The 18,659-nt window shown below is 66.3% G+C and carries 18 protein-coding genes and 2 pseudogenes; 10 read left to right on the top strand and 10 right to left on the bottom strand.

Features of this window, described 5'->3' with window-relative positions:
- The first annotated feature begins 111 nt into the window (after positions 1-111).
- The 5 genes from MKK62_RS02790 (at position 112) to MKK62_RS02770 (ending at position 5,129) form a co-directional block, all read left to right on the top strand.
- On the top strand, positions 112-1,170 hold the full coding sequence (locus MKK62_RS02790; RefSeq protein WP_240262511.1) for a WD40 repeat domain-containing protein: 1,059 nt from the start codon (positions 112-114) through the stop codon (positions 1,168-1,170).
- A 103-nt stretch (positions 1,171-1,273) separates the two neighbouring features.
- Positions 1,274-2,905, top strand: coding sequence for a long-chain fatty acid--CoA ligase (locus MKK62_RS02785; RefSeq protein ID WP_240262512.1), 1,632 nt, complete (start codon positions 1,274-1,276; stop codon positions 2,903-2,905).
- Positions 2,906-2,926: 21 nt separating this feature from the next.
- Positions 2,927-3,409 carry an SRPBCC family protein gene (locus MKK62_RS02780; protein ID WP_240262513.1) on the top strand — a complete coding sequence of 161 codons (483 nt, stop codon included), beginning with the start codon at positions 2,927-2,929 and terminating at the stop codon, positions 3,407-3,409.
- A complete protein-coding gene (locus tag MKK62_RS02775; protein ID WP_240262514.1) occupies positions 3,409-4,278 on the top strand; it encodes a class II glutamine amidotransferase in 870 nt (289 codons plus the stop codon). Before MKK62_RS02780 ends, MKK62_RS02775 begins: the two co-directional genes overlap by 1 nt.
- Positions 4,275-5,129, top strand: coding sequence for a patatin-like phospholipase family protein (locus tag MKK62_RS02770; protein WP_240262515.1), 855 nt, complete (start codon positions 4,275-4,277; stop codon positions 5,127-5,129). The genes MKK62_RS02775 and MKK62_RS02770 overlap by 4 nt, the downstream gene beginning before the upstream one ends.
- An 11-nt stretch (positions 5,130-5,140) precedes the next feature.
- Here the strand turns inward: MKK62_RS02770 and MKK62_RS02765 are convergent, their stop codons facing one another.
- The 3 genes from MKK62_RS02765 to lpqV all read right to left on the bottom strand — a co-directional run bounded on the left by MKK62_RS02765 (position 5,141) and on the right by lpqV (position 7,618).
- Entirely contained in the window at positions 5,141-6,157 is a 1,017-nt protein-coding gene (locus MKK62_RS02765) for a patatin-like phospholipase family protein (RefSeq protein WP_240262516.1), read from the bottom strand.
- Between the two features lie 50 nt (positions 6,158-6,207).
- Positions 6,208-6,891, bottom strand: a complete 684-nt coding sequence (locus MKK62_RS02760; RefSeq protein ID WP_240262517.1) for a class I SAM-dependent methyltransferase — start codon at positions 6,889-6,891, stop codon at positions 6,208-6,210.
- Positions 6,892-7,192: 301 nt separating this feature from the next.
- Positions 7,193-7,618: a lipoprotein LpqV gene (lpqV, locus tag MKK62_RS02755; RefSeq protein ID WP_240262518.1), complete on the bottom strand. Its 426-nt coding sequence runs from the start codon at positions 7,616-7,618 to the stop codon at positions 7,193-7,195.
- A gap of 134 nt (positions 7,619-7,752) precedes the next feature.
- Here lpqV and MKK62_RS02750 point away from each other — a divergent pair, with 134 nt between their 5' ends.
- Together MKK62_RS02750 and MKK62_RS02745 are read left to right on the top strand one after the other, a co-directional pair.
- Positions 7,753-8,337, top strand: coding sequence for a cysteine dioxygenase (locus MKK62_RS02750; RefSeq protein ID WP_240262519.1), 585 nt, complete (start codon positions 7,753-7,755; stop codon positions 8,335-8,337).
- A complete protein-coding gene (locus tag MKK62_RS02745; RefSeq protein WP_240262520.1) occupies positions 8,337-8,723 on the top strand; it encodes a rhodanese-like domain-containing protein in 387 nt (128 codons plus the stop codon). The genes MKK62_RS02750 and MKK62_RS02745 overlap by 1 nt, the downstream gene beginning before the upstream one ends.
- Here MKK62_RS02745 and MKK62_RS02740 read toward each other — a convergent pair.
- The 4 genes from MKK62_RS02740 to MKK62_RS02725 form a co-directional block, all read right to left on the bottom strand.
- Complete coding sequence (locus tag MKK62_RS02740) at positions 8,720-8,989, bottom strand: hypothetical protein (RefSeq protein ID WP_240262521.1); 270 nt, start codon at positions 8,987-8,989, stop codon at positions 8,720-8,722. The genes MKK62_RS02745 and MKK62_RS02740 overlap by 4 nt on opposite strands.
- A gap of 103 nt (positions 8,990-9,092) precedes the next feature.
- A complete protein-coding gene (locus MKK62_RS02735) occupies positions 9,093-10,766 on the bottom strand; it encodes an alpha/beta hydrolase (RefSeq protein WP_434085068.1) in 1,674 nt (557 codons plus the stop codon).
- On the bottom strand, positions 10,763-11,542 hold the full coding sequence (locus MKK62_RS02730; protein WP_240262523.1) for an enoyl-CoA hydratase: 780 nt from the start codon (positions 11,540-11,542) through the stop codon (positions 10,763-10,765). Before MKK62_RS02730 ends, MKK62_RS02735 begins: the two co-directional genes overlap by 4 nt.
- Before the next feature lie 10 nt (positions 11,543-11,552).
- Entirely contained in the window at positions 11,553-12,590 is a 1,038-nt protein-coding gene (locus MKK62_RS02725; protein WP_240262524.1) for an enoyl-CoA hydratase/isomerase family protein, read from the bottom strand.
- A 235-nt stretch (positions 12,591-12,825) separates the two neighbouring features.
- Between MKK62_RS02725 and MKK62_RS02720 the strand changes: the two genes are divergently transcribed.
- Both MKK62_RS02720 and MKK62_RS02715 read left to right on the top strand, forming a co-directional pair.
- Complete coding sequence (locus tag MKK62_RS02720) at positions 12,826-13,677, top strand: Bax inhibitor-1/YccA family protein (RefSeq protein ID WP_240262525.1); 852 nt, start codon at positions 12,826-12,828, stop codon at positions 13,675-13,677.
- 144 nt (positions 13,678-13,821) lie between these two features.
- A pseudogene (locus MKK62_RS02715) lies at positions 13,822-14,358 on the top strand (hypothetical protein); the annotation flags it as partial.
- A 131-nt stretch (positions 14,359-14,489) separates the two neighbouring features.
- Here MKK62_RS02715 and MKK62_RS02710 read toward each other — a convergent pair.
- Positions 14,490-15,215 carry an ATP-binding protein gene (locus MKK62_RS02710; RefSeq protein WP_240263800.1) on the bottom strand — a complete coding sequence of 242 codons (726 nt, stop codon included), beginning with the start codon at positions 15,213-15,215 and terminating at the stop codon, positions 14,490-14,492.
- A gap of 47 nt (positions 15,216-15,262) precedes the next feature.
- Positions 15,263-16,780 (bottom strand): IS21 family transposase, encoded by a 1,518-nt coding sequence (gene istA, locus MKK62_RS02705; protein ID WP_240258325.1) that lies wholly within the window; start codon positions 16,778-16,780, stop codon positions 15,263-15,265.
- 216 nt (positions 16,781-16,996) lie between these two features.
- Here istA and MKK62_RS02700 point away from each other — a divergent pair.
- Positions 16,997-17,320, top strand: a pseudogene (locus MKK62_RS02700) (endonuclease domain-containing protein); the annotation flags it as partial.
- 52 nt (positions 17,321-17,372) lie between these two features.
- Here the strand turns inward: MKK62_RS02700 and MKK62_RS02695 are convergent.
- Entirely contained in the window at positions 17,373-18,590 is a 1,218-nt protein-coding gene (locus MKK62_RS02695) for an acetyl-CoA C-acetyltransferase (RefSeq protein WP_240262526.1), read from the bottom strand.
- Positions 18,591-18,659: the final 69 nt, after the last annotated feature.

Below are 18,659 nucleotides of genomic sequence, written 5' to 3'. Positions count from 1 at the left end.
AGTACGGGTCTGAGCAGTGGTCCGCGGAAGCATCGGACTGATCGAGGTGTTGTCAGCTCAGACGCCGAATGTCCGTGGACCGCGGACCAACATGTAGAGGCTGGTGCCATTGTGGGCAAATCAGTTCACGGGCTGAACGAAGCACGACTTTTCACCATCACCGACGAGATCGCGACCGGGCGAGGCGCCGTTACAGGCATCGCTGTCAGCCCAGACGGTCGCGTCGTGTCGGTGACCCACCACGGGGACGGCAGCGTCTCGCTGATCGACACCGCCGCCGGGTTGCCCCGGCTGACGGTGACCGACGTCGACGAGCCGCTTGCGGTGGCGATGTCCGGCCGGCGCGCCTACGTCAGCAGCGTGTCGGACGCATACGACGAGATCCTCGCGTTCGATACCGACTCCGAAACCATCGTCGCGACTTATCCGGTGGCCTTCAGTGTCACCGACCTAGCGGTCAGCGCGGACGGGCGATTTGGCTACGTCGGCCGGACCGGTGCGGACGGCGCAGACGTCGCGATCCTCGACACCGCGACCGGAAACAAGAAAACGGTCACGATCCCGGCGGCGACGGTCGGCCGCGTGCGGGTGAGCCGCGACGGCCGCCGGCTCTTTGTTGCGGCCAACGACACAACGACGGCGCGACTGGTCGTCATCGACACCGGCCGCGCCCGGATCGTCGACACCATCGAAATCGGTTCGCCGATCCGCGATATCGCGTTGAGCCCGGACGGTGCGATCGCCTACGTCGTGAGCTGTGGCCCCGACTTCGGCATCGCGCTGGACGTGATCGAGACCCGGAACGCGGCGATTCACGCCACCTACAAGATCGGCGAGGACGCGTGCACGGTCGCGCAACTGACGCTGAGCCGCGATGGTGAGCGCGCCTATCTGGTCGGCGATCAGCACGTAACCGTGCTGTCCACGGCCACCAAGGACGTGCTCGCCACCATCGTCGTCGGCAACGCGCCCTCCTGCGCGGTCGAGAGCCCAGACGGCGAGCGGCTCTACGTCGCCGACTACGCCGGCACGGTCACCGTCCTGGACGTCGCCGCCGCGGGGTTGCCCGACGGCGCGCTGACGTTGGACGACGAGCTGAGCGCGCCGGGCGCCTGGGGCTACTCCGAGTTGCTGCTGGCAGAGCCGACGCTGGCGGGCACTTCACGCTAGGGGCCGCATCGCCCACATGGTGAGCGGCGGAGCGTGCAATGATCGCCACGAGGGCGGGCCGAATGGCGGGCCGGCCCGGGTCAGAACCTTAGGCGGTCCATCGATGTACAGCACCATGCACAGCTTCCCCTTGACGATCACCGCCATCCTGCGGCACGCCACCCGCGTCCACGGTGCGCGCAAGGTCTACACGGCGACCGGTGACGGCTATCGCGAGTCGACCTATGCCGAACTCGGCCGCCGCGCAGCGCAGTTGGCGAATGCGTTGCGCCGCATCGGTGTCGACGGCGACCAGCGGGTCGCCACCTTCATGTGGAACAACAGCGAGCACCTCACCGCTTACACGGCGGTGCCCGCGATGGGCGCGGTGCTGCACACGCTCAATATCCGGTTGTTCCCCGAGCAGATCGTCTACGTCGCCACCGAGGCCGAAGACCAGGTGGTATTGGTCGACCTGTCGCTGGCCAAGCTGCTGGCACCCATCCTCGGCGAGTTGAAGACCGTGCACACGGTGATCGCCGTGGGCGAGGGCGACCTGTCTGCCCTCGAAGAGTCCGGCAAGACGGTGCTGCGCTTCGACGACATCGTCGCAGCAGAACCGGCGGAATTCGAGTGGCCCGATGTCGACGAAAACTCGGCGGCCGCAATGTGTTACACGAGCGGAACGACCGGCAATCCGAAGGGTGTCGTCTACAGCCACCGCTCCACCTACCTGCACACGATGGCGATCTGCACCAGCAACGGCATCGGCATCGGCTCGTCCGACTCGGTGTTGCCCATCGTCCCGATGTTCCACGCCAACGCGTGGGGTCTGCCGTACGGCGCGCTGATGGCCGGCGCCGATCTCGTGCTGCCGGACTGCCACTTGGACGCCAAATCGCTGGTCGACATGATCGAGACGTTGCGTCCGACCATCGCCGGGGCCGTGCCGACGATCTGGAACGACGTCATGCATTACCTCGAGAAGAATCCCGGCCACGACGTGTCCTCCTTGCGGTTGGTGCCGTGCGGCGGGTCGGCGGTGCCGGTGTCGCTGATGCGTAGCTTCGAGGATCGGCACGGTGTCCAGATTCGCCAGTTGTGGGGCATGACGGAAACGTCCCCGACCGCCAGCATGGCCTGGCCGCCGCCGGGCACCCCCGACGACCAGCACTGGACGTTTCGCGCCACGCAGGGCCAGCCGTTGTGCGGGGTGGAGGTTCGGATCGTCGACGACGAGGGCGCGGTGCTGCCCAACGACAACGAGGCCGTCGGCGAAGTGGAAGTGCGGGGCCCGTGGATCACCAGCTCCTACTACCAGGGCCATGACGAGTCGAAATTCGACCACGGCTGGCTGCGCACGGGCGATGTCGGCCGCCTCGACGAGCACAGCTTCATCACGCTGACCGACCGAGCCAAGGACGTGATCAAGTCTGGTGGCGAATGGATTTCGTCAGTCGACCTGGAGAACGCACTGGTCGGGCACCCGGATGTGATCGAGGCCGCCGTGGTCGCGGTTCCCGACGAACGCTGGCAAGAGCGGCCGCTGGCCGTCGTCGTTCCGCGCGAAGATTCCGGCGTCAATGCCGCCGACCTTCGAAAGTTTCTCAGCGACAAGGTGGTTCGCTGGTGGCTGCCGGAACGCTGGACATTCGTCGACGAGATCCCACGCACGAGTGTCGGCAAGTACGACAAGAAGACGATACGGTCCCGCTACGCCGACGATGTCTACGAGGTCAGCGAAGCACGAGACTGAGGGCAGCGGTAGCGTTCCGGCATGGCACGAACTTTGGCTGTCCAGCAATCGCGGGTCATTCCGGTCTCGGTCGACGAAGCCTTCGCCGGAACGCTGCCGATCCCGTTGACCACGATTTTCAGCCGGTGGTACGGACCCATCCCGCCCGTCGCCGAAGTGCGCGGACAGCAGGGAGCCTGGGGTACCGCGGGCCAGACGCGCGAGATCGTCTTCAGAGGCGTCGGCGGCATGCACGAGGAGTTGACCGGCGTTGACGCCCCGCACTCATTCGGTTACCGGATCGCCGGAATCACCGGTCCACTGGGCGTACTCGTCGACAGCGCCGAGGGCGAATGGACGTTCGCGCCGAGCGGCGCCGGGTCGATGTCGACCACGGTGACCTGGGCCTGGAATATCCACGCCGCGTCGGCACTCACGGCCAGGCTGCTGCCAGTGGTCGGTCTGCTGTGGCGTGGCTACGCACGCCAGTCGCTGGCGACGCTGTCGGACGAGCTGACGCGCTGATGTGCCGGCTCTTCGGTCTGCACGCCGGGACAGATGTTGTGACCGCGACGTTTTGGTTGCTTGAGGCACCGGACAACCTGTCGGAGCAGAGTCGGCGAAACCCGGATGGGACTGGGCTCGGCGTCTTCGACGCCGAGGGCGAGCCGCAGGTGCACAAGCAGCCGATCGCTGCGTGGCAAGACGCCGCGTTCGCCACCGAGGCCCATGATCTGACCGGCACCACCTTCATCGCCCATGTCCGCTATGCGACCACCGGCTCACACCAGGCCGTCAATACCCACCCGTTCCTGCAGGACGGTCGCATCTTCGCGCACAACGGGATTCTGGAAGGCCTCGACGTTCTCGATCAGCGGCTGAGTGAGCTGGGCACCGCCGACTTGGTTGCGGGACAGACGGATTCCGAGCGAGTGTTCGCGTTGATCACCGCATCGATCCGGATCCGCGGCGGCGACGTCACCGGGGGTCTGGTCGACGCGATGACGTGGCTGGCCGACAACGTCCCGATCTATGCGGTCAACATCCTGCTCAGCACGGCCACGGATGTGTGGGCACTGCGCTACCCGGAGTCACACGAGCTGTATGTCTCGGATCGGCGCAGGCCGCCCGCTCAACCTCGATTTCGTCTGCACAGCAATCGCATTCGCGCCGAGTCAGCTACCCTGCACCAGCAACCCTCGGTGGTGTTCGCCACCGAACCCATGGACGACCCGTCCCGCTGGCGACTCCTCGAGCCGGGTGAGCTGGTGCACGTCGACGCCGGCCTGCACGTCAGCCGCAACCTCGTGCTGCCCGATCCGCCCCGACACCTGTTGCGCGAATCGGAACTGAGCCCGCAGGCCCGGGGGTCGCTGCACCCGACCGCGCGATGACCACCCGCGCACTCGTACTCGGCGGCGGTGGTGTCGCCGGAATCGCCTGGGAGACCGGGATTCTCGCGGGCATTGCCGACGAGAATCCAGCCGCCGCGGACGCCTTGCGGAACTCCGACGTGCTGCTCGGCACGTCGGCCGGTTCGACCGTCGCCGCGCAACTCGGCAGCGACTCGAGCCTGGCGGAGCTGTTCGAGCGGCAGGTCAGCCAGGAATCGGCCGAGATCGACCCGGATGTCGAGATCGATGCCATCGCCGAGCTTTTCCTGGCCGCGCTGTCCGATCCGGACGCCACGCTGACCCAGCGTCGCCAGCGCATCGGGGGTGTTGCACTGGCCGCCAACACCGTCACCGAGCCGGTCCGGCGAGCGGTGATCGCGCACCGTTTGCCGTCCCACGCGTGGCCCGACCGGGCGCTGCGCATCACCGCTATCGACGCATGCACCGGCGAACTGGTCGTCTTCGACCGTGACTCCGGTGTGGAGTTGGTGGACGCGGTGGCCGCCAGTTGCGCGGTACCGGGCGCCTGGCCGCCGGTGACGATCGCCAATCGGCATTACATCGACGGTGGTGTCGGTAGCCTGATCAACTTAGATCTCGTCGAAAGCACCGCCGCGGCAGTCGTTTTGGTGCCGTCCGGAAAAGACACCCCGTCGGCGTTCGGCGCGGGAGCGGCAGCCGAAATCGACGGCTTCGGGGGAGCGGCGTTCGCGATCTTCGCCGACGACGAGTCCCTGGCCGCGTTCGGGCCGAACCCGCTGGACCCGCGCTGCCGCGCGCCGAGCGCACGGGCGGGACGGGCGCAGGGGCGCCGGGTCGCTGCCACGGTCGCCCAATTCCTCGAGGGGTAAGTTCCTGGGTCTCAGGTGACCGGGCGCGACAGGTCGGCGGTGTCCAGCGCCGACGATGCCAGCGCGCGACCGACTTCGATCACTTCAGCGGCCCGATGGAATTCCAGGCTCCGACAGGCCGAGCGTGGAACCTCGATCAGCAGATCCGGCGGGTAGGCGGCCAGCGTGTGGCGGGCCAGCGCCGCCTGGGCGATGTCGATCGTCCGGTTCATCACTTCGAAGCTGCCCAACTTCGGCACCTCGGGCGCGTCGGCGGAGTAGTCGGAGGCCGGTTCGTCGGCCGCGTCGCCGTCGTCGGGACTCGAGGCGCCGAATCGGCTCAGCACCGACCTCGCGGTCGGCGAGTCGAATAGGGCCGAGGTGCTGGTCAGCACCCGGTTCAGCCATTCGCCCGAGGACCGCGGCTCGGGCTCGGGCTCATCGCCGGACTCGCTACCCGACAGGCTCACCGCAATGGTCAGGTCGGCGTTCACGGCGGCGATCGGCGCCATCGGCAACGGATCGAGGATCCCGCCGTCGGCCAGCAGCCGCCCGTCGAGGGCATGCGGCGAGATGACCCCTGGAATGGCGATCGAAGCCCGGATCGCCTCGTCGACCGGTCCGCGCTGCAACCACACCGACTTACCGGCCAGCAGGTCCGTGGCTACCGCGGTGTAGGGGATCGGCAGTTCTTCGATGCAGACGTCGCCGAGGATGTCTCGCACCGCGTCCAGGATCTTCTCGGCGCGCAGGACGCCGGCCGCGGTCAGCGTCGGATCCAGCAGCCGCAGGATGGCACGCTGGGTCAACGAGCTCGCCCATTCGGCAAACTCGTCGAGTCGGTCGGCCGCCTGCAAGCCGCCGACCAGTGCGCCCATCGACGAGCCGGCCACTCCGACGATTTGGTAGCCGCGGTCGTGCAGTTCGTCGATCACCCCGATGTGGGCGTAGCCGCGAGCACCGCCGCTACCGAGTGCCAACGCGACGCGGGGCCTTGGCGCGTCGAGAAGTCCAGGTCCCGGCTCGGGCGTGATGTCTGAGTCGGTCATAGCCCTATTGTTCCCGCGCGGCCGCCGGTCGACGGCGGGGGCCGGGTCGATCAGGCTTTGTGTGCGCTGACCAGGAACGACGGCAGTTGCGCGCGACCATCCGATCCGATGGTGACGTTGCGGTACTCGAAACCGTCGGGAAGGGCGGCGGGCACGTTGACCCACGCGCGCGCGGGCCTTACTTCATCGACGACCAGGTGTCTGCCGACGATCTCGCGCAGCTGCGCCTCGCTGAACGGACGGGGTCCGAAGTCGGCGTTCGGCGGGAACGCGTCTGCGGAGAACACCAACGCGAAGAACCTTCCGCCGGATCGCAACGCGCGTGCACACGATGCGACATAGCCGTCCCGTAAGTTCTCTGGCAAGCAGTGAAATACCAGCCCGTCGACAACGGTGTGGAAATGGTCGTCGTACCCGGTAGTCGTGGCTAGGTCTGCGGTGGTGAAGGTGACGTCGAGATTTCGCTCGGCAGCCGCCTTGATGGCTTGTTCGATGGCGCTGCCGGAAATGTCGAGGCCAACCGCCTCGTATCCCTTTTCGGCCAGGGCCAAGGTCGTGGCTCCCACACCGCAGCCGCTGTCGAGGATGGGACTGCGAAAACGTCCCTGACGCTCCAAAGCGGCAAGTTCAGGCTGTAGTTGGCCGATGTTCCAGCCGGGATTCCCGGGCGCGTAGGAGGCGGTCCCGTTGTAGAGCTCATCCCAGTCGACGGTATTGACGTTGAAAGTTGGCATGCCTCGAAGTTAATTGCCGAACTCGTCGGATGTAAATCTCCCAAAGTCATTTTTACGAGTTCCATATGGCTGCGTAATTGTCGTCACAAATGACGCGCAGAATTGTGCGCCTCAATTATGGAAAAAGGCTGCGAATCGGCCGTGATAATGCCGAAACTGAGTCATTTGTCGCCTGAGCATAGGGGCCGTGAAAGAAAATGATGAATACGTGCTGAGTGACGCCGGGACTATGCGAGCGTCCGGTCGCAGAATGCCGTGAATGTCGGAGTCTTTTTAACCAACGTGATTCGATCGGCACCCGTCAGCCGCACTCGTCGGAACTGGCGGCCCGGGCCGCGACGATAACCGCCGCCTGCCGGGCGGCGCTCAGCCGGGACCACTCGACGTTCCAAGTCCCCGGCCCCGCGAACCCGGGAACCTGCAACGCCCCCAGATAACGCTCGACACGGGTCGCAGGATCACCCGATTGATCCTGCATCCACGTTTTCGCAGCGTGACAGGCCTGGAAGTACTCTTCCTCCGTCGACTGGGCCGGCGCGTCGACGCGGGTGGTGACTCCGCTGGACGAGACCCCGGGGCGGTTGGCCGGCGCCGGTCGGGAGGTGGAGTGCGCTGATGTTCCCGGCGCTGGTGTCGGGCCGCCCGTCGAACATCCGGAAATCATCCACGCGGCGGTCAGAACGGCGATCGTGCCGCGCGTCGCGGGAGTGGTTGCTCGACACCCCATCCGGTCAATCTATGCAACACTGGCGGCCGTGACGCAGCGAATCCCCGTTCTGGGGTGTGGTAGGCGCGAGTGTTGTCGGCCCTAACCGGCCGCCCTCTTCCCGCATACGCCCGTCCGCTCTGGAGTTGCTCCACATGGTTTCTGCACATCTCACCGCTGCCCCTGTCCTGACCCGTCCGGCCCGCCCGCGGGCCGTTCCCGGCCCGACCCGGTTGCGGCTGGCCGACCTGCTGCACATCACCGACCGGACCGCCGACGACGTACTCAGCGGCAGCTACGACCACATCGTCCCGCCGGGCGGAGTGCCGACCGACGACCGTTGGTTCGTCCGATTGCACGGCGACGACGAAGTCGATGTCTGGCTGATCAGCTGGGTGCCGGGGCATCGCACCGAGCTGCACGACCACGGCGGATCGCTCGGTGCCGTGACATTGCTATCCGGATCCCTGGACGAATTACGTTGGGACGGCGAGCAATTGCGTTGCCGTCGGCTCTCGGCGGGGGATCAGGCCGCCTTCCCGCTAGGTTGGGTGCACGATGTGGTGTGGGCGCCGACCCGCTCGCCCGTGTCCGCGTCGTCGCTGTCCGTCCCGCCTGAACCGGCGCTGAGCGTGCACGCGTACTCGCCGCCGCTGACGGTGATGTCGTACTACGAGGTGACCGATCAGCATCGGTTGCGCCGCAAGCGAACTGAATTGACCGATCAGCCGGAGAAGTAATGAGCCGAATCGACCGTGTCCTGGAGTCGGCGCGTAAACGCTTGCGCCGCATAGCCCCAGACGAGGTGCCGGCCGCGTTGAATCGCGGCGCGTTGCTCGTCGACATCCGGCCGCAGGCTCAGCGGAAACACGAGGGCGAGGTTCCTGACAGCCTGAATGCGCTGGTCATCGAGCGCAATGTCCTGGAGTGGCGTTGCGATCCGACCAGCGACGCCCGTCTGCCGCAAGCGATCAGCGACGACGTCGAATGGGTGGTGTTGTGCTCGGAGGGTTACACGTCGAGCCTCGCCGCGGCAGCCCTGCAGGACCTCGGCCTGCATCGCGCGACAGACGTCGTCGGCGGCTACCACGCATTGGTGGCCGCCGGGGTGTTCAGTTCGGTTTAACCGCCGCCACCGCCGCCGCCACCGTCGGCGCCGCTGTTGTACCAGTTGTTCCAGTCGTTGTAGTCGTTCGTGCTGTAGTACTCGCCATGGTGGCTCGGCACGTTCGGCGGCGCCGGGTCGGGTGCCGGATCGGCCGGCAGCGGCGCGGGTAGCACGATCGGTGCGTTGCCGGGATTCTCAGCGGCGTAAGCCGGAACGCCTGCCGTGGCGAAAGGCAGTGCAGTAAGTGCTCCGGCCGCCGCGATCTTGGCGAATGTCCAGGCCATGGACCTCTCCCTCCAGGGGGATACGCGAATACTGCGAATAGTGCCACTTGATTGCTGGGCGTACTAGCAGGGCGGCAAACTTACAGCTTCCGTTCACCTGGAGTTAGCTGTCGCTGGCATGTAGCAGCGGGCGCAGCCGGGCGGTCTTCTCCGCTGTCCACCCCGGCGGCTGCAGCACCGCGGCCCAACCGTTAGCAGCGTCGGCGACGTAGACGTGGCCGTGCCCCTGCGGTACGTCGGTGGCGACCGCCATGTCGGCCGAGACCTGAAGGAACGTCACCACCGGGATCCACGTCGTCTCGGGAAGGACGTCGTAACCGCGCTTCTCGCTCAACCAGGCCGGCTTGCTGAATAGCAGTCCGGGATGCCACCAGGCAATGGGATCGGAGGCGTGCTGCAGATACACGACTCGCGGCGTCTTCCATTGCGAGGCAGGGCGATTGAGATCACTCGGCCGGGCCACGAAGCGGACGAAATCGCCGTGGTCGTAGATCGGCAGCCACTCCGGCGAGCCGCGGTCGCGGGTCGCGGTCAGGGCTGTCCAGATGGTGTTCTGAAACGTCGGTCCCGAGAACAGCGCACCGTCGGACCGGGCCAGCACGTTGTTCAGGCTCAGGAACGGCGCTTCGCCGCCGAACGAGCCCAGGCTTTCTCCGAACACCACCAGCTTGGGGCGCTGGCCCTCCGGCAGGGCGCGAACCAGTCGGTCGACGGCCTCGAACAACGCCTGACCCGCGTGGCGCGCGTTTTCCTTGTCCACCAGGAACGACAACCAGCTGGGCAGAAACGAGTACTGCATGCTCACCACTGCGGTGTTGCCGTTGTACATGTATTCCAGCGCGTCGGCTTCGGCCTCGTTGATCCAGCCGGTGCCCGTCGTGGTCCCGACGGCGATGACGGCACGCTGTAATCCGCCCGCGCGCTGCAGGTCTCGTGCGGCCAGTTCGGCGGCCGCGGTGATGCCGTCGGCGGAATCCAGGCCGGCGTAGGCACGAATCGGTTCGACCGCGGGGGCGCCGTTGAATGCGCTGAGCTGCGTGACGCTGGGTCCGCCCCGGACGAAGATGCGCCCTTGGTGTCCCAACGACTGCCACTTGACCAGCGACTGCGGCCCACCGGATCGCAACGGCGTGCGGGGCGCCGCGCTGTCGGGGTCCTCTTTCTCGTTGACCGCCGCGAAGGTGCTGTTCATGGTGCGCATCGCGAACTTCACCACCACGCCGTTGAGCACCGCGGTGGTCAGCACCAGCAGCAGCGTCACCACGATCACGGCCGAAACCCGCGGCGGCGCAAAGCGATCCAGCCGTAAGTCGAGAAAATGCACTAGCCCACGGATCAGCTGCCCGGTTTCCACCACGCCGAACAGCACGATCAACGACAGCGCGGCCGTCAACGGATAGTCCAGCCACGTCAGGTGCTTGACGCCCATCAGGTTGCGCACCCGGTCCTGCCAGACGTGGAACCACACGATCATTCCGATCATGCCGACCGCACCGAGGCCGATCAACAGCAGCCAGGCGGCCCGCGGCGCGGGCGGACTGGAGTCCTCGGATCGCATGAACCGGACCAGCCATACCGCGAAAACCCCAATGCCGTAACCGGACGCGCCGGCGATACCGCTCACCAGACCCTGGAACAGCGGACCGCGCGGCAACAGCGATGGCGTCATCGAAAACCAGACGAACACCAAGCCGGCAGCGGTGCCGGTGAACGTGTAGTGCCGAACCCACCAGGCTTTCCTGCGCGGCGGCGCCGACGCGGTCACCACGACCCTCAGCGGTGGCTGAAGTTCGGCGGTCGCTTCTCGACGAACGCGGCCATGCCCTCGGACTGGTCTTCGGTCGCGAAAGCCGAGTGGAACAGCCGGCGCTCGTAGAGCAGTCCTTCGGCCAGCGTCGATTCGAAGGCGCGGTTGACGGCTTCCTTGGCCATGCGGGACGCCGACCGCGACATCTGCGAAATGGTGGTGGCGACGGCCTTGGCCTCGGTCAGCAAATCCGCGGCGGGAACCACCCGCGACACCAAGCCGCTGCGCTCGGCCTCGTCGGCGTTCATGTTGCGCCCGGTCAAGATCAGGTCCATGGCCTTGGCCTTGCCGACCGCGCGAGTCAGCCGCTGCGAGCCGCCCATACCCGGCAGGACACCCAGCTTGATCTCGGGTTGGCCGAATTTGGCCGTGTCGGCGGCGATCAGCACGTCACACATCATCGCCAGTTCGCAACCGCCGCCGAGTGCATAGCCGGCAACGGCGGCGATCGTCGGTGTGCGCACTGCGGCGAGCTTGGCCCAGGGGGCGAAGAAGTCGGCGTCGAACACCTCAGAAAACGTCAGGCTGGACATCTCCTTGATGTCGGCACCCGCGGCGAACGCCTTCTCCGAGCCGGTGATGATGATCGCGCCGATCCCGGAGTCGTTGTCGAAATCGGCTGCCGCGGTGGTGACCTCGTTCATCACCTGACTGTTGAGTGCGTTCAGCGCCTTTGGCCGGTTCAACGTGATGATGCCGACGCGGTCTTCGCGCTCGACCAGGATTGTCTCGTAGGTGTTGGTCATCGCTGCCTTTCTAGAACGTCAATTCGTCGTCGACGGGGGCGAAATACGCCTCGACATCGGCCGCGCTGACCTCGGTCAGTGATGCCGGCGACCACTTGGGGTTGCGGTCTTTGTCGACCAGTTGGGCGCGGATGCCCTCGACGAGATCGTGTGAGCGCAGCGACGCCGACGACACTCGATAATCCTGCGCGAGAACGTCTTCCAAGGTGTCGAGCTTGGCTGCCCGGCGGACCGCCTCCAGCGTCACCGACAGGGCGATGGGAGATCGCGTCTCGATGACGTCCGCGGCATCGTTGGCGGGTCCGGCGCCGTGGCTGCGCAGGCGGGCCACGATGTCGGCGACGGTGTCACCGGCGTAACATTCGTCGATCCAATCACGTTGCGCAACAAGCTCACTGGGCGGCGGCTCGACCGCGTGGGTGGCGATCGCCTGGCCCACACCGACATCGGCGATCGATTGGCGCAGGGCGTCCAGCTTGTCGTGCGGCACGAAGTGATCGGCGAAACCGAGCACGATCGCGTCGGCGCCGGTGAACGGCGCGCCGGTCAGCGCCGCATGCAGACCCAGCGATCCGGGCGCGCGTGACAGCAGGTAGGCGCCGCCGACGTCGGGAATGAAGCCGATGCCGACCTCGGGCATCGCCACCTTCGACGTGTCTGTCACCACCCGGGTATTGGCGTGGGCGCCGACCCCGACGCCGCCGCCCATCACGATGCCGTCCATCAGCGAGACGTAGGGCTTCGGGAACCGGCCAATGTGGCCGTTCAGCAGATATTCGTCGTACCAGAACGTGCGCGCCTCGGCGCCGTCCGCGCGGGCGCTGTGATAGATCGCCACCACGTCGCCGCCGGCGCACAGGCCGCGCTCGCCGGCACCGGAAAGCACCACCGCCGCGACGTCGGAGCTCTGCTCCCATTCCGTCAACACCCTGCGCAGGTGCGTCACCATGCTCTGGTTGAGCGAGTTGATCGCCTTGGGCCGGTTCAGGGTCAGATAGCCGATGCCATTGTCGACATGGCTGAGGATGTCGTCGGCTTCGTCCGTCACGCGCGCAGTCTCCCGTCGATGAATTTTCTGTGAATCCCTGGTCGAGTGCCGCTCGGGGCCTGGTAGGCAATCTAGAGCGTTGCCGACGCGACCATGCCCGCGGGTAAGGTTTGGTGGTAGTAGTACCGGCCGCATATTTGGTGCCAGAAAGCTTTCGCTGGGAACCCGGCTGGACTACCGTTCGTTGATCAGTTGTCCCACGACTCGAAGTCACAGCTCACGAGAGGAACCGACGGTGCGGGAGACCAGTAACCCGGTATTTCGCTCGCTGCCCAAGCAGCGTGGCGGATACGCGCAGTTCGGTGGTGGCGTCGCGGGCGCCGCTACCCAGTCAGTCCATCAGGCTGACCCCTATGCTCCGTACGTCGACCAGCGGGCCGGTGTTTCTCGTCCGCTGACCATCGACGACGTCGTCACCAAGACCGGAATCACCCTTGCGGTGCTGTCGGCGGTCGCGGTCGTCTCCTACTTCATGGTGGAGGCCAACCAGGCGCTGGCCGGCATGTTCAGCATGGTCGGCGCGTTCGGTGGTCTGGCCGTCGTGATGATCGCGACGTTCGCCCGCAAGCAGGACAGCCCGGCGCTGGTGCTGACCTACGCCGCACTGGAGGGCCTGTTCCTCGGAGCGATCTCGTTCGTGCTGGCCAACTTCACGGTGTCGAACACCAGCGCCGGAGCCATGATCGGCCAGGCCATCATGGGCACGCTCGGTGTGTTCATCGGGATGCTTGTCGTCTACAAGACCGGCGCCATCCGGGTCACGCCCAAGTTCACTCGCATGATGGTGGCCGGCATGTTCGGTGTACTGGCCTTGATGCTGGGCAACCTGGTACTCGGCATGTTCGGGGTCAACCACGGCGCGGGCCTCGGGCTGCGCAGCGGCGGCACGCTGGCCATCATCTTCTCGCTGGTCTGCATCGGTCTGGCGGCGTTCAGCTTCCTGATCGACTTCGACGCGGCCGACCAGATGATCCGCGCCGGTGCGCCGGAGAAGGCGGCCTGGGGCATCGCGCTGGGCCTGACGGTGACGCTGGTCTGGCTGTACATCGAGATTCTGCGTCTGCTGAGCTATCTGCAGAACGATTAGCGCCTGACACCAAGAAGCCGGCATGCGTATCGCGTGCCGGCTTTTTGCTGCGTCGACTCTGCGCACATGGCGACCTCTACTCGCACTTTCCCTGCCTGTGCGCAGAGTGAAACGGCTGCCCGCGAACACTGGCACGATTCGCCGATGAGTTCGGACGCCCAGCCCTTCGTCGGCAGTGAGGCCCTGGCGGCCGGCCGGCTCACTCGGCACGAACTCCGGACGTATTAACCGGCGATTATGCCGAACGTTTACCTCGACAGGCTGGCGCAGCCGTCGCTGCGCCAGCGCATCACCGGGGCTTCGCTGTGGTCCGGTCGGCAGGCGGTAATTGCCGGGTCGGCGGCCTCGGCGATACACGGCAGCAGATGGATCGACGAGGACGCGCCGGTGGAGCTGATCTGGCGGAACGCGCGAGCGCCGCGCGGCGTGATCGCCCGCGACGATTGGCTTGCCGACGGCGAGTTCATCCGCGTTGGCGGCCTCTGCGTCACCACACCAGACCGAACGGCTTTCGATATCGGTCGGCGCGATCGGCTGGGCCAGGCGGTTGTCGGTCTCGATGCCCTGGCCGCCGCCACTCATTTCAAGGTGGACGACGTCCGTGAGTTGGCCGCAGACCACCGACGCGCCCGCGGTTTGCGTCAGCTGGAAACGGCGCTCGATCTGGTCGATGGTGGCGCGTGTCAATGGACAGCTGAAACTGCCCGTGGGCGGACATGAGAACTGCCCGTAGGTGGCCAATAAGAACTGCCCAGTGGCGGACACGAATCTGCCCATTAGGGTGTGTCCGCCACCGGTGGTTGAGGCCGTTGTCAGCTCAAGGGTTTGACTCCCTTCCCGTGCAGGGCTTGGGCCAGCCGCACGGAGTCTCCGCTGGTCTGGCACAGGTGCGCGTGATGCAGCAGCCGGTCCACGGTGGCAGTCGCCAACGTCTTGGGCATCAGCTCATCGAAACCACTGGGGTGCAGGTTCGATGAGATCGCCACCGAGCGCCGTTCATAGGCGGCCTCGACGATGCGGTAGAGCCCTTCAGCGGCATCGGCACCGACGGGCAACAGTCCAACGTCGTCAATCACCACGAGCTCGGCACGCACGATCTTGGCCACGGCCTTGCCCAACGAATCGTCAGCGCGGTGCGCCCGAACCAGGACCCCGATCTGCTCGAGGGTGAACCACGCCACCGGCATCCCGGCTTCGATGACCTTCTGCCCCAACGCTTCGAGGAAGAACGTCTTGCCGGTGCCAGCGGGCCCGCAGACCACCAGGTTCTCCCGACGACCCACCCACTCCAGGGTCTGTAGCGCCTGCTGGGTCGGTAACGGGATCGACGACGCATTGGGGTCCCACACGTCGAATGTCTTCCCGGTCGGGAAGCCGGCGGCTTTGCGGCGGGCGGCCAGCATGGACCGGGCCCGGCCGGCGGACTCCTCGGTCAGCAGCGCTTTGATCACCTCGGTGGGGTCCCAGCGTTGAGCTCGGGCAGTGGCCAGCACGTCGGCGGCGATCGCGCGGGCGTGCGGCAACCGCAGCCCACGCATCAGCGCTTCGACGTCGGCGGGTAGCGACGCGGTGGTCGTGGTGGTAGTCACGCGATGCCTGCCTCGTCAGCGTCGATAACGTTGCGGCCGAATAAGTTCCACCCACTGGTTCCTTGCGCCAGGGAGGTGTCTTCGTCGGCGCCGCGGCGAGTGGTGTCCATGCCCTTGCTGGCGAGGATGGAATCAAGGTCACCGGTGGCGAAGCGACCGTGCACGCCAGCATGCCCGAGCGCCCAGTCGACATCGGCGCGGCCGGTTAACGCCGACAGTTCCACCGCGTGGGCCATCTTCTGCAGGATCCGTTCGGTGCCGACGGCGGCGGCTTCTTTGAGCCACACCGCCGCACCCGGCCCCAGCGCCAGGAAGGTCTGCTCACTGACAGTGCGGGCCCGCACCCGGTAATCACCGGGCACCTTGTCCCGATGCTCAGGGAAGTGGTCATCGTTGATGGCGGGACTACCGGGGGCGGCGCGGCGATGCCGCGCCACCTCCACCGGGCCGCCGCCATCAAGAGCGCAGATCACCACCTCATCGGTGCCGTCGTGGTCACGGATCCACACTGTCTGGCCCAGAAGAGTTGCGGGCAGCGAGTATTGGCAGTGGTCGAAGGTGACCATCGGGGTGTTGTCGGGAACCCGGCGGGTCACCCCCAACGCGGCGGTGTGGGGCAGGTCAGGAACCGCGTGCAGGGCCGGGCGTTCCTGAATGAGCATCTCGGCCGGCCGGCGTCCCGTGATCCGGTGCACGCGGGCGTTGATCTCGGTGGTGAAACCGGCGCATGCGGCTTCGACGTCGGCGAACGAGTCGTACTGCGGCAGGAGGTTGGTCTCAGTAGGCACGATGTCGGCTTTGGCGAGCTTCACCGCGTTCTCCACCCCACCCTTGGTGGCTGGGTCGGCGGGTTCACACGTCAGCACCGAAAGGCCGTAGTAGCGGCCGAAGGTGACCGCGGCCCGGTTGCGGACCGGAACTCCGGCGATGTGTCCAGTGGTGACGGTCTTCTCGTTGTCGGTGAGCAGGTAGGTCGGAGCACCACCGACGATGCGAAAGATGCGGTCCAGGCCGGCGAAGACACTGGGTGCGGTGCGGTCCCGCAAAGCCACCACGACGCGGTAGCGGCTCCACGCCAGCCACGCCACGAGCAGCACGATCTTGCGGCCGGCGACAAGGGGGCCGTCGGCGAAGTCGTACTGTAGCCACAGTCCTGGCTCGGTGATCCAGGGCCGGTGCACGCGTGTATTGCCAAGGCGCCATTGCGCTTTGATCTCCGCCAACGAACGGCGGGTGGTGCGGTCGGTGCCGGTGTAGCCCAACGCCACCAGCTTGTCGTGGGCTTTGTCGCCGCGGATCTTGCCCTTCGAATCAGCGACCCAGGTTTCCAGCAGGTCGCGCCAATCATCGATCATCCGGGCCCGCCGCGTGGCCGGGGGCAGCCCAGCGTTGCGATCCTCGACCGCTTTCTTCACGGTGTGGTGCGAGCACCCACACAGCTCGGCCGCGGCGCGGTAGGACCCGGTCAGGTCGTAGGCATTGAGTATTTCCATGAGTTCTCCGTCAGACTTCAAGTAGGTCTCTCCTGGGGTTGTCGGGTCGACTAGGCATCGACATCGAAACCGCAGGAGAGGCCGCCCCAGCGCAGACGCGCCGAACGACATCAAGTAGGTCTGGGCAGATTCATGGCCGCCTGCGGGCACTTTCGTATCCGCCGGTGGGCAGTTCTTATTGGCCGCGAACGGGCACTTTCATGTCCGCCAGTGGGCAGTTTTTCATGTCCGCCGACAGGCGCGCAGTCGCCGAAGGAAACCTGGTTGCGGCTGCTCTTGATCCGCGCGGGCTTCCCGAAGCCGACAACGCAGATCGTCGTGCCGGGCGTCGACGGACTACCGCGCTACTTCCTCGACATGGGTTGGGAGCATCTCAAATTGGCAGTTGAGTACGACGGCGGCCAGCACTGGACCGATCCGTGGCAGTACGCCAACGACGTGACACGACAGGAATACCTGGCCAGGATCGGCTGGACGGTCGTCAGGGTGGTGTCGCGGCACCGTGCACGCGACGTCATCCACCGGGTTCAGGCTGCCCACGATGCGTTGACTCTGCGCTGAGGGCGGCGGCTACTCTCACTTTCTCGCCGTGAGCGCAGAGTCAACGCAATAGCTAGCTCAGTCGCTCGATCACCATCGCCATGCCCTGACCGCCGCCGACGCACATGGTCTCCAGCCCGAACGTCTTGTCGTGGGTCTGCAGGTTGTTCAGCAGCGTGGTGGCGATGCGGGCGCCGGTCATGCCGAACGGGTGGCCCAGCGCGATCGCGCCACCGGAGACGTTGAGCTTGTCCTCGTCGATGCCGAGCTCGCGAGCCGAGCCCAGCACCTGCACCGCGAAGGCCTCGTTGATTTCGAACAGGTCGACGTCCTTGACCGACAGACCGGCCCGCTGCAGGGCAGCCTTGCTGGCCTCGATCGGTCCCAGGCCCATGATCTCCGGCGACAGGCCGCTCACGCCGGTCGACACGATCCGGGCCAGCGGGGTGAGCCCGAGTTCCTTGGCCTTGGTGTCGCTGGTGATGACTACCGCGGCCGCGCCGTCGTTCAGCGGGCAGGCGTTGCCCGCAGTGACCGTGCCGTTGGGGCGGAAGACCGGCTTGAGCTCGCTGATCTTCTCGTAGGTCGTTCCTGGGCGAGGACCGTCGTCGACGCTGACGGTGGTGCCGTCGGGCAGCTTGACCGGAACGATCTCGCGTTCGAAGAAGCCCGACTTGATCGCTTCCTCGGCCCGGTTCTGGCTGCGCACACCCCAGTGGTCCTGGTCCTCGCGGCTGATCCCGGTGATGATCGCGACGTTCTCCGCGGTCTGACCCATCGCGATGTAGACGTCCGGGATGGCGCCGTCTTTGCGGGGGTCGTGCCAGTCCGTCGCACCCTCGGCGGATTTGGCCGTCCGCTCGTTGGCCTCGTCGAACAGCGGGTTCTTGGTGTCGGGCAAGGAGTCCGAGTTGCCCTTGACGAAGCGGGAGACCGTTTCGACGCCGGCGGAGATGAACGCGTCACCCTCACCGGCCTTGATCGCGTGGAAGGCCATCCGGATGGTCTGCAGCGACGACGAACAGTAGCGGTTGACGGTGGTCCCGGGCAGGAAGTCGTAGCCGAGTTCGACGGCGACGACGCGGGCGATGTTGAAGCCCTGCTCGCCACCGGGAAGGCCGCAGCCCATGATCAGGTCGTCGATCTGGTGTGGGTTGAGCTCCGGCACCTTGTCGAGCGCGGCGCGCACCATCTGGGCGGCGAGGTCGTCGGGCCGCATGCTGACCAGCGACCCTTTCATCGCGCGCCCGATGGGCGAGCGGGCAGTTGAAACGATGACGGCTTCCGGCATGTCGGCTCCATCCGTGAAAGGTCTAGGTTTGGCCTCGAATCTAGCCCTGCGACGACACCGGCCGTTACA

The sequence above is a fragment of the Mycobacterium paraterrae genome (assembly GCF_022430545.2).
Lineage (GTDB): Bacteria > Actinomycetota > Actinomycetes > Mycobacteriales > Mycobacteriaceae > Mycobacterium > Mycobacterium paraterrae.
Note: the sequence above shows the minus strand (reverse complement) of the source record. Positions and strands in the feature narration are given on the sequence as shown.

Bases quoted from the DNA above. Each gene is read 5' to 3' on its own strand.
- MKK62_RS02785 (WP_240262512.1), top strand. From the start codon at position 1,274: ATGTACAGCACCATGCACAGCTTCCCCTTGACGATCACCGCCATCCTG.
- MKK62_RS02740 (WP_240262521.1), bottom strand. From the start codon at position 8,989: ATGGCCTGGACATTCGCCAAGATCGCGGCGGCCGGAGCACTTACTGCA.
- MKK62_RS02750 (WP_240262519.1), top strand. From the start codon at position 7,753: ATGGTTTCTGCACATCTCACCGCTGCCCCTGTCCTGACCCGTCCGGCC.
- MKK62_RS02770 (WP_240262515.1), top strand. From the start codon at position 4,275: ATGACCACCCGCGCACTCGTACTCGGCGGCGGTGGTGTCGCCGGAATC.
- MKK62_RS02760 (WP_240262517.1), bottom strand. From the start codon at position 6,891: ATGCCAACTTTCAACGTCAATACCGTCGACTGGGATGAGCTCTACAAC.
- MKK62_RS02710 (WP_240263800.1), bottom strand. From the start codon at position 15,215: ATGCGTGGGCTGCGGTTGCCGCACGCCCGCGCGATCGCCGCCGACGTG.
- MKK62_RS02765 (WP_240262516.1), bottom strand. From the start codon at position 6,157: ATGACCGACTCAGACATCACGCCCGAGCCGGGACCTGGACTTCTCGAC.
- MKK62_RS02780 (WP_240262513.1), top strand. From the start codon at position 2,927: ATGGCACGAACTTTGGCTGTCCAGCAATCGCGGGTCATTCCGGTCTCG.
- MKK62_RS02730 (WP_240262523.1), bottom strand. From the start codon at position 11,542: ATGACCAACACCTACGAGACAATCCTGGTCGAGCGCGAAGACCGCGTC.
- MKK62_RS02745 (WP_240262520.1), top strand. From the start codon at position 8,337: ATGAGCCGAATCGACCGTGTCCTGGAGTCGGCGCGTAAACGCTTGCGC.
- MKK62_RS02695 (WP_240262526.1), bottom strand. From the start codon at position 18,590: ATGCCGGAAGCCGTCATCGTTTCAACTGCCCGCTCGCCCATCGGGCGC.
- lpqV (WP_240262518.1), bottom strand. From the start codon at position 7,618: ATGGGGTGTCGAGCAACCACTCCCGCGACGCGCGGCACGATCGCCGTT.
- MKK62_RS02775 (WP_240262514.1), top strand. From the start codon at position 3,409: ATGTGCCGGCTCTTCGGTCTGCACGCCGGGACAGATGTTGTGACCGCG.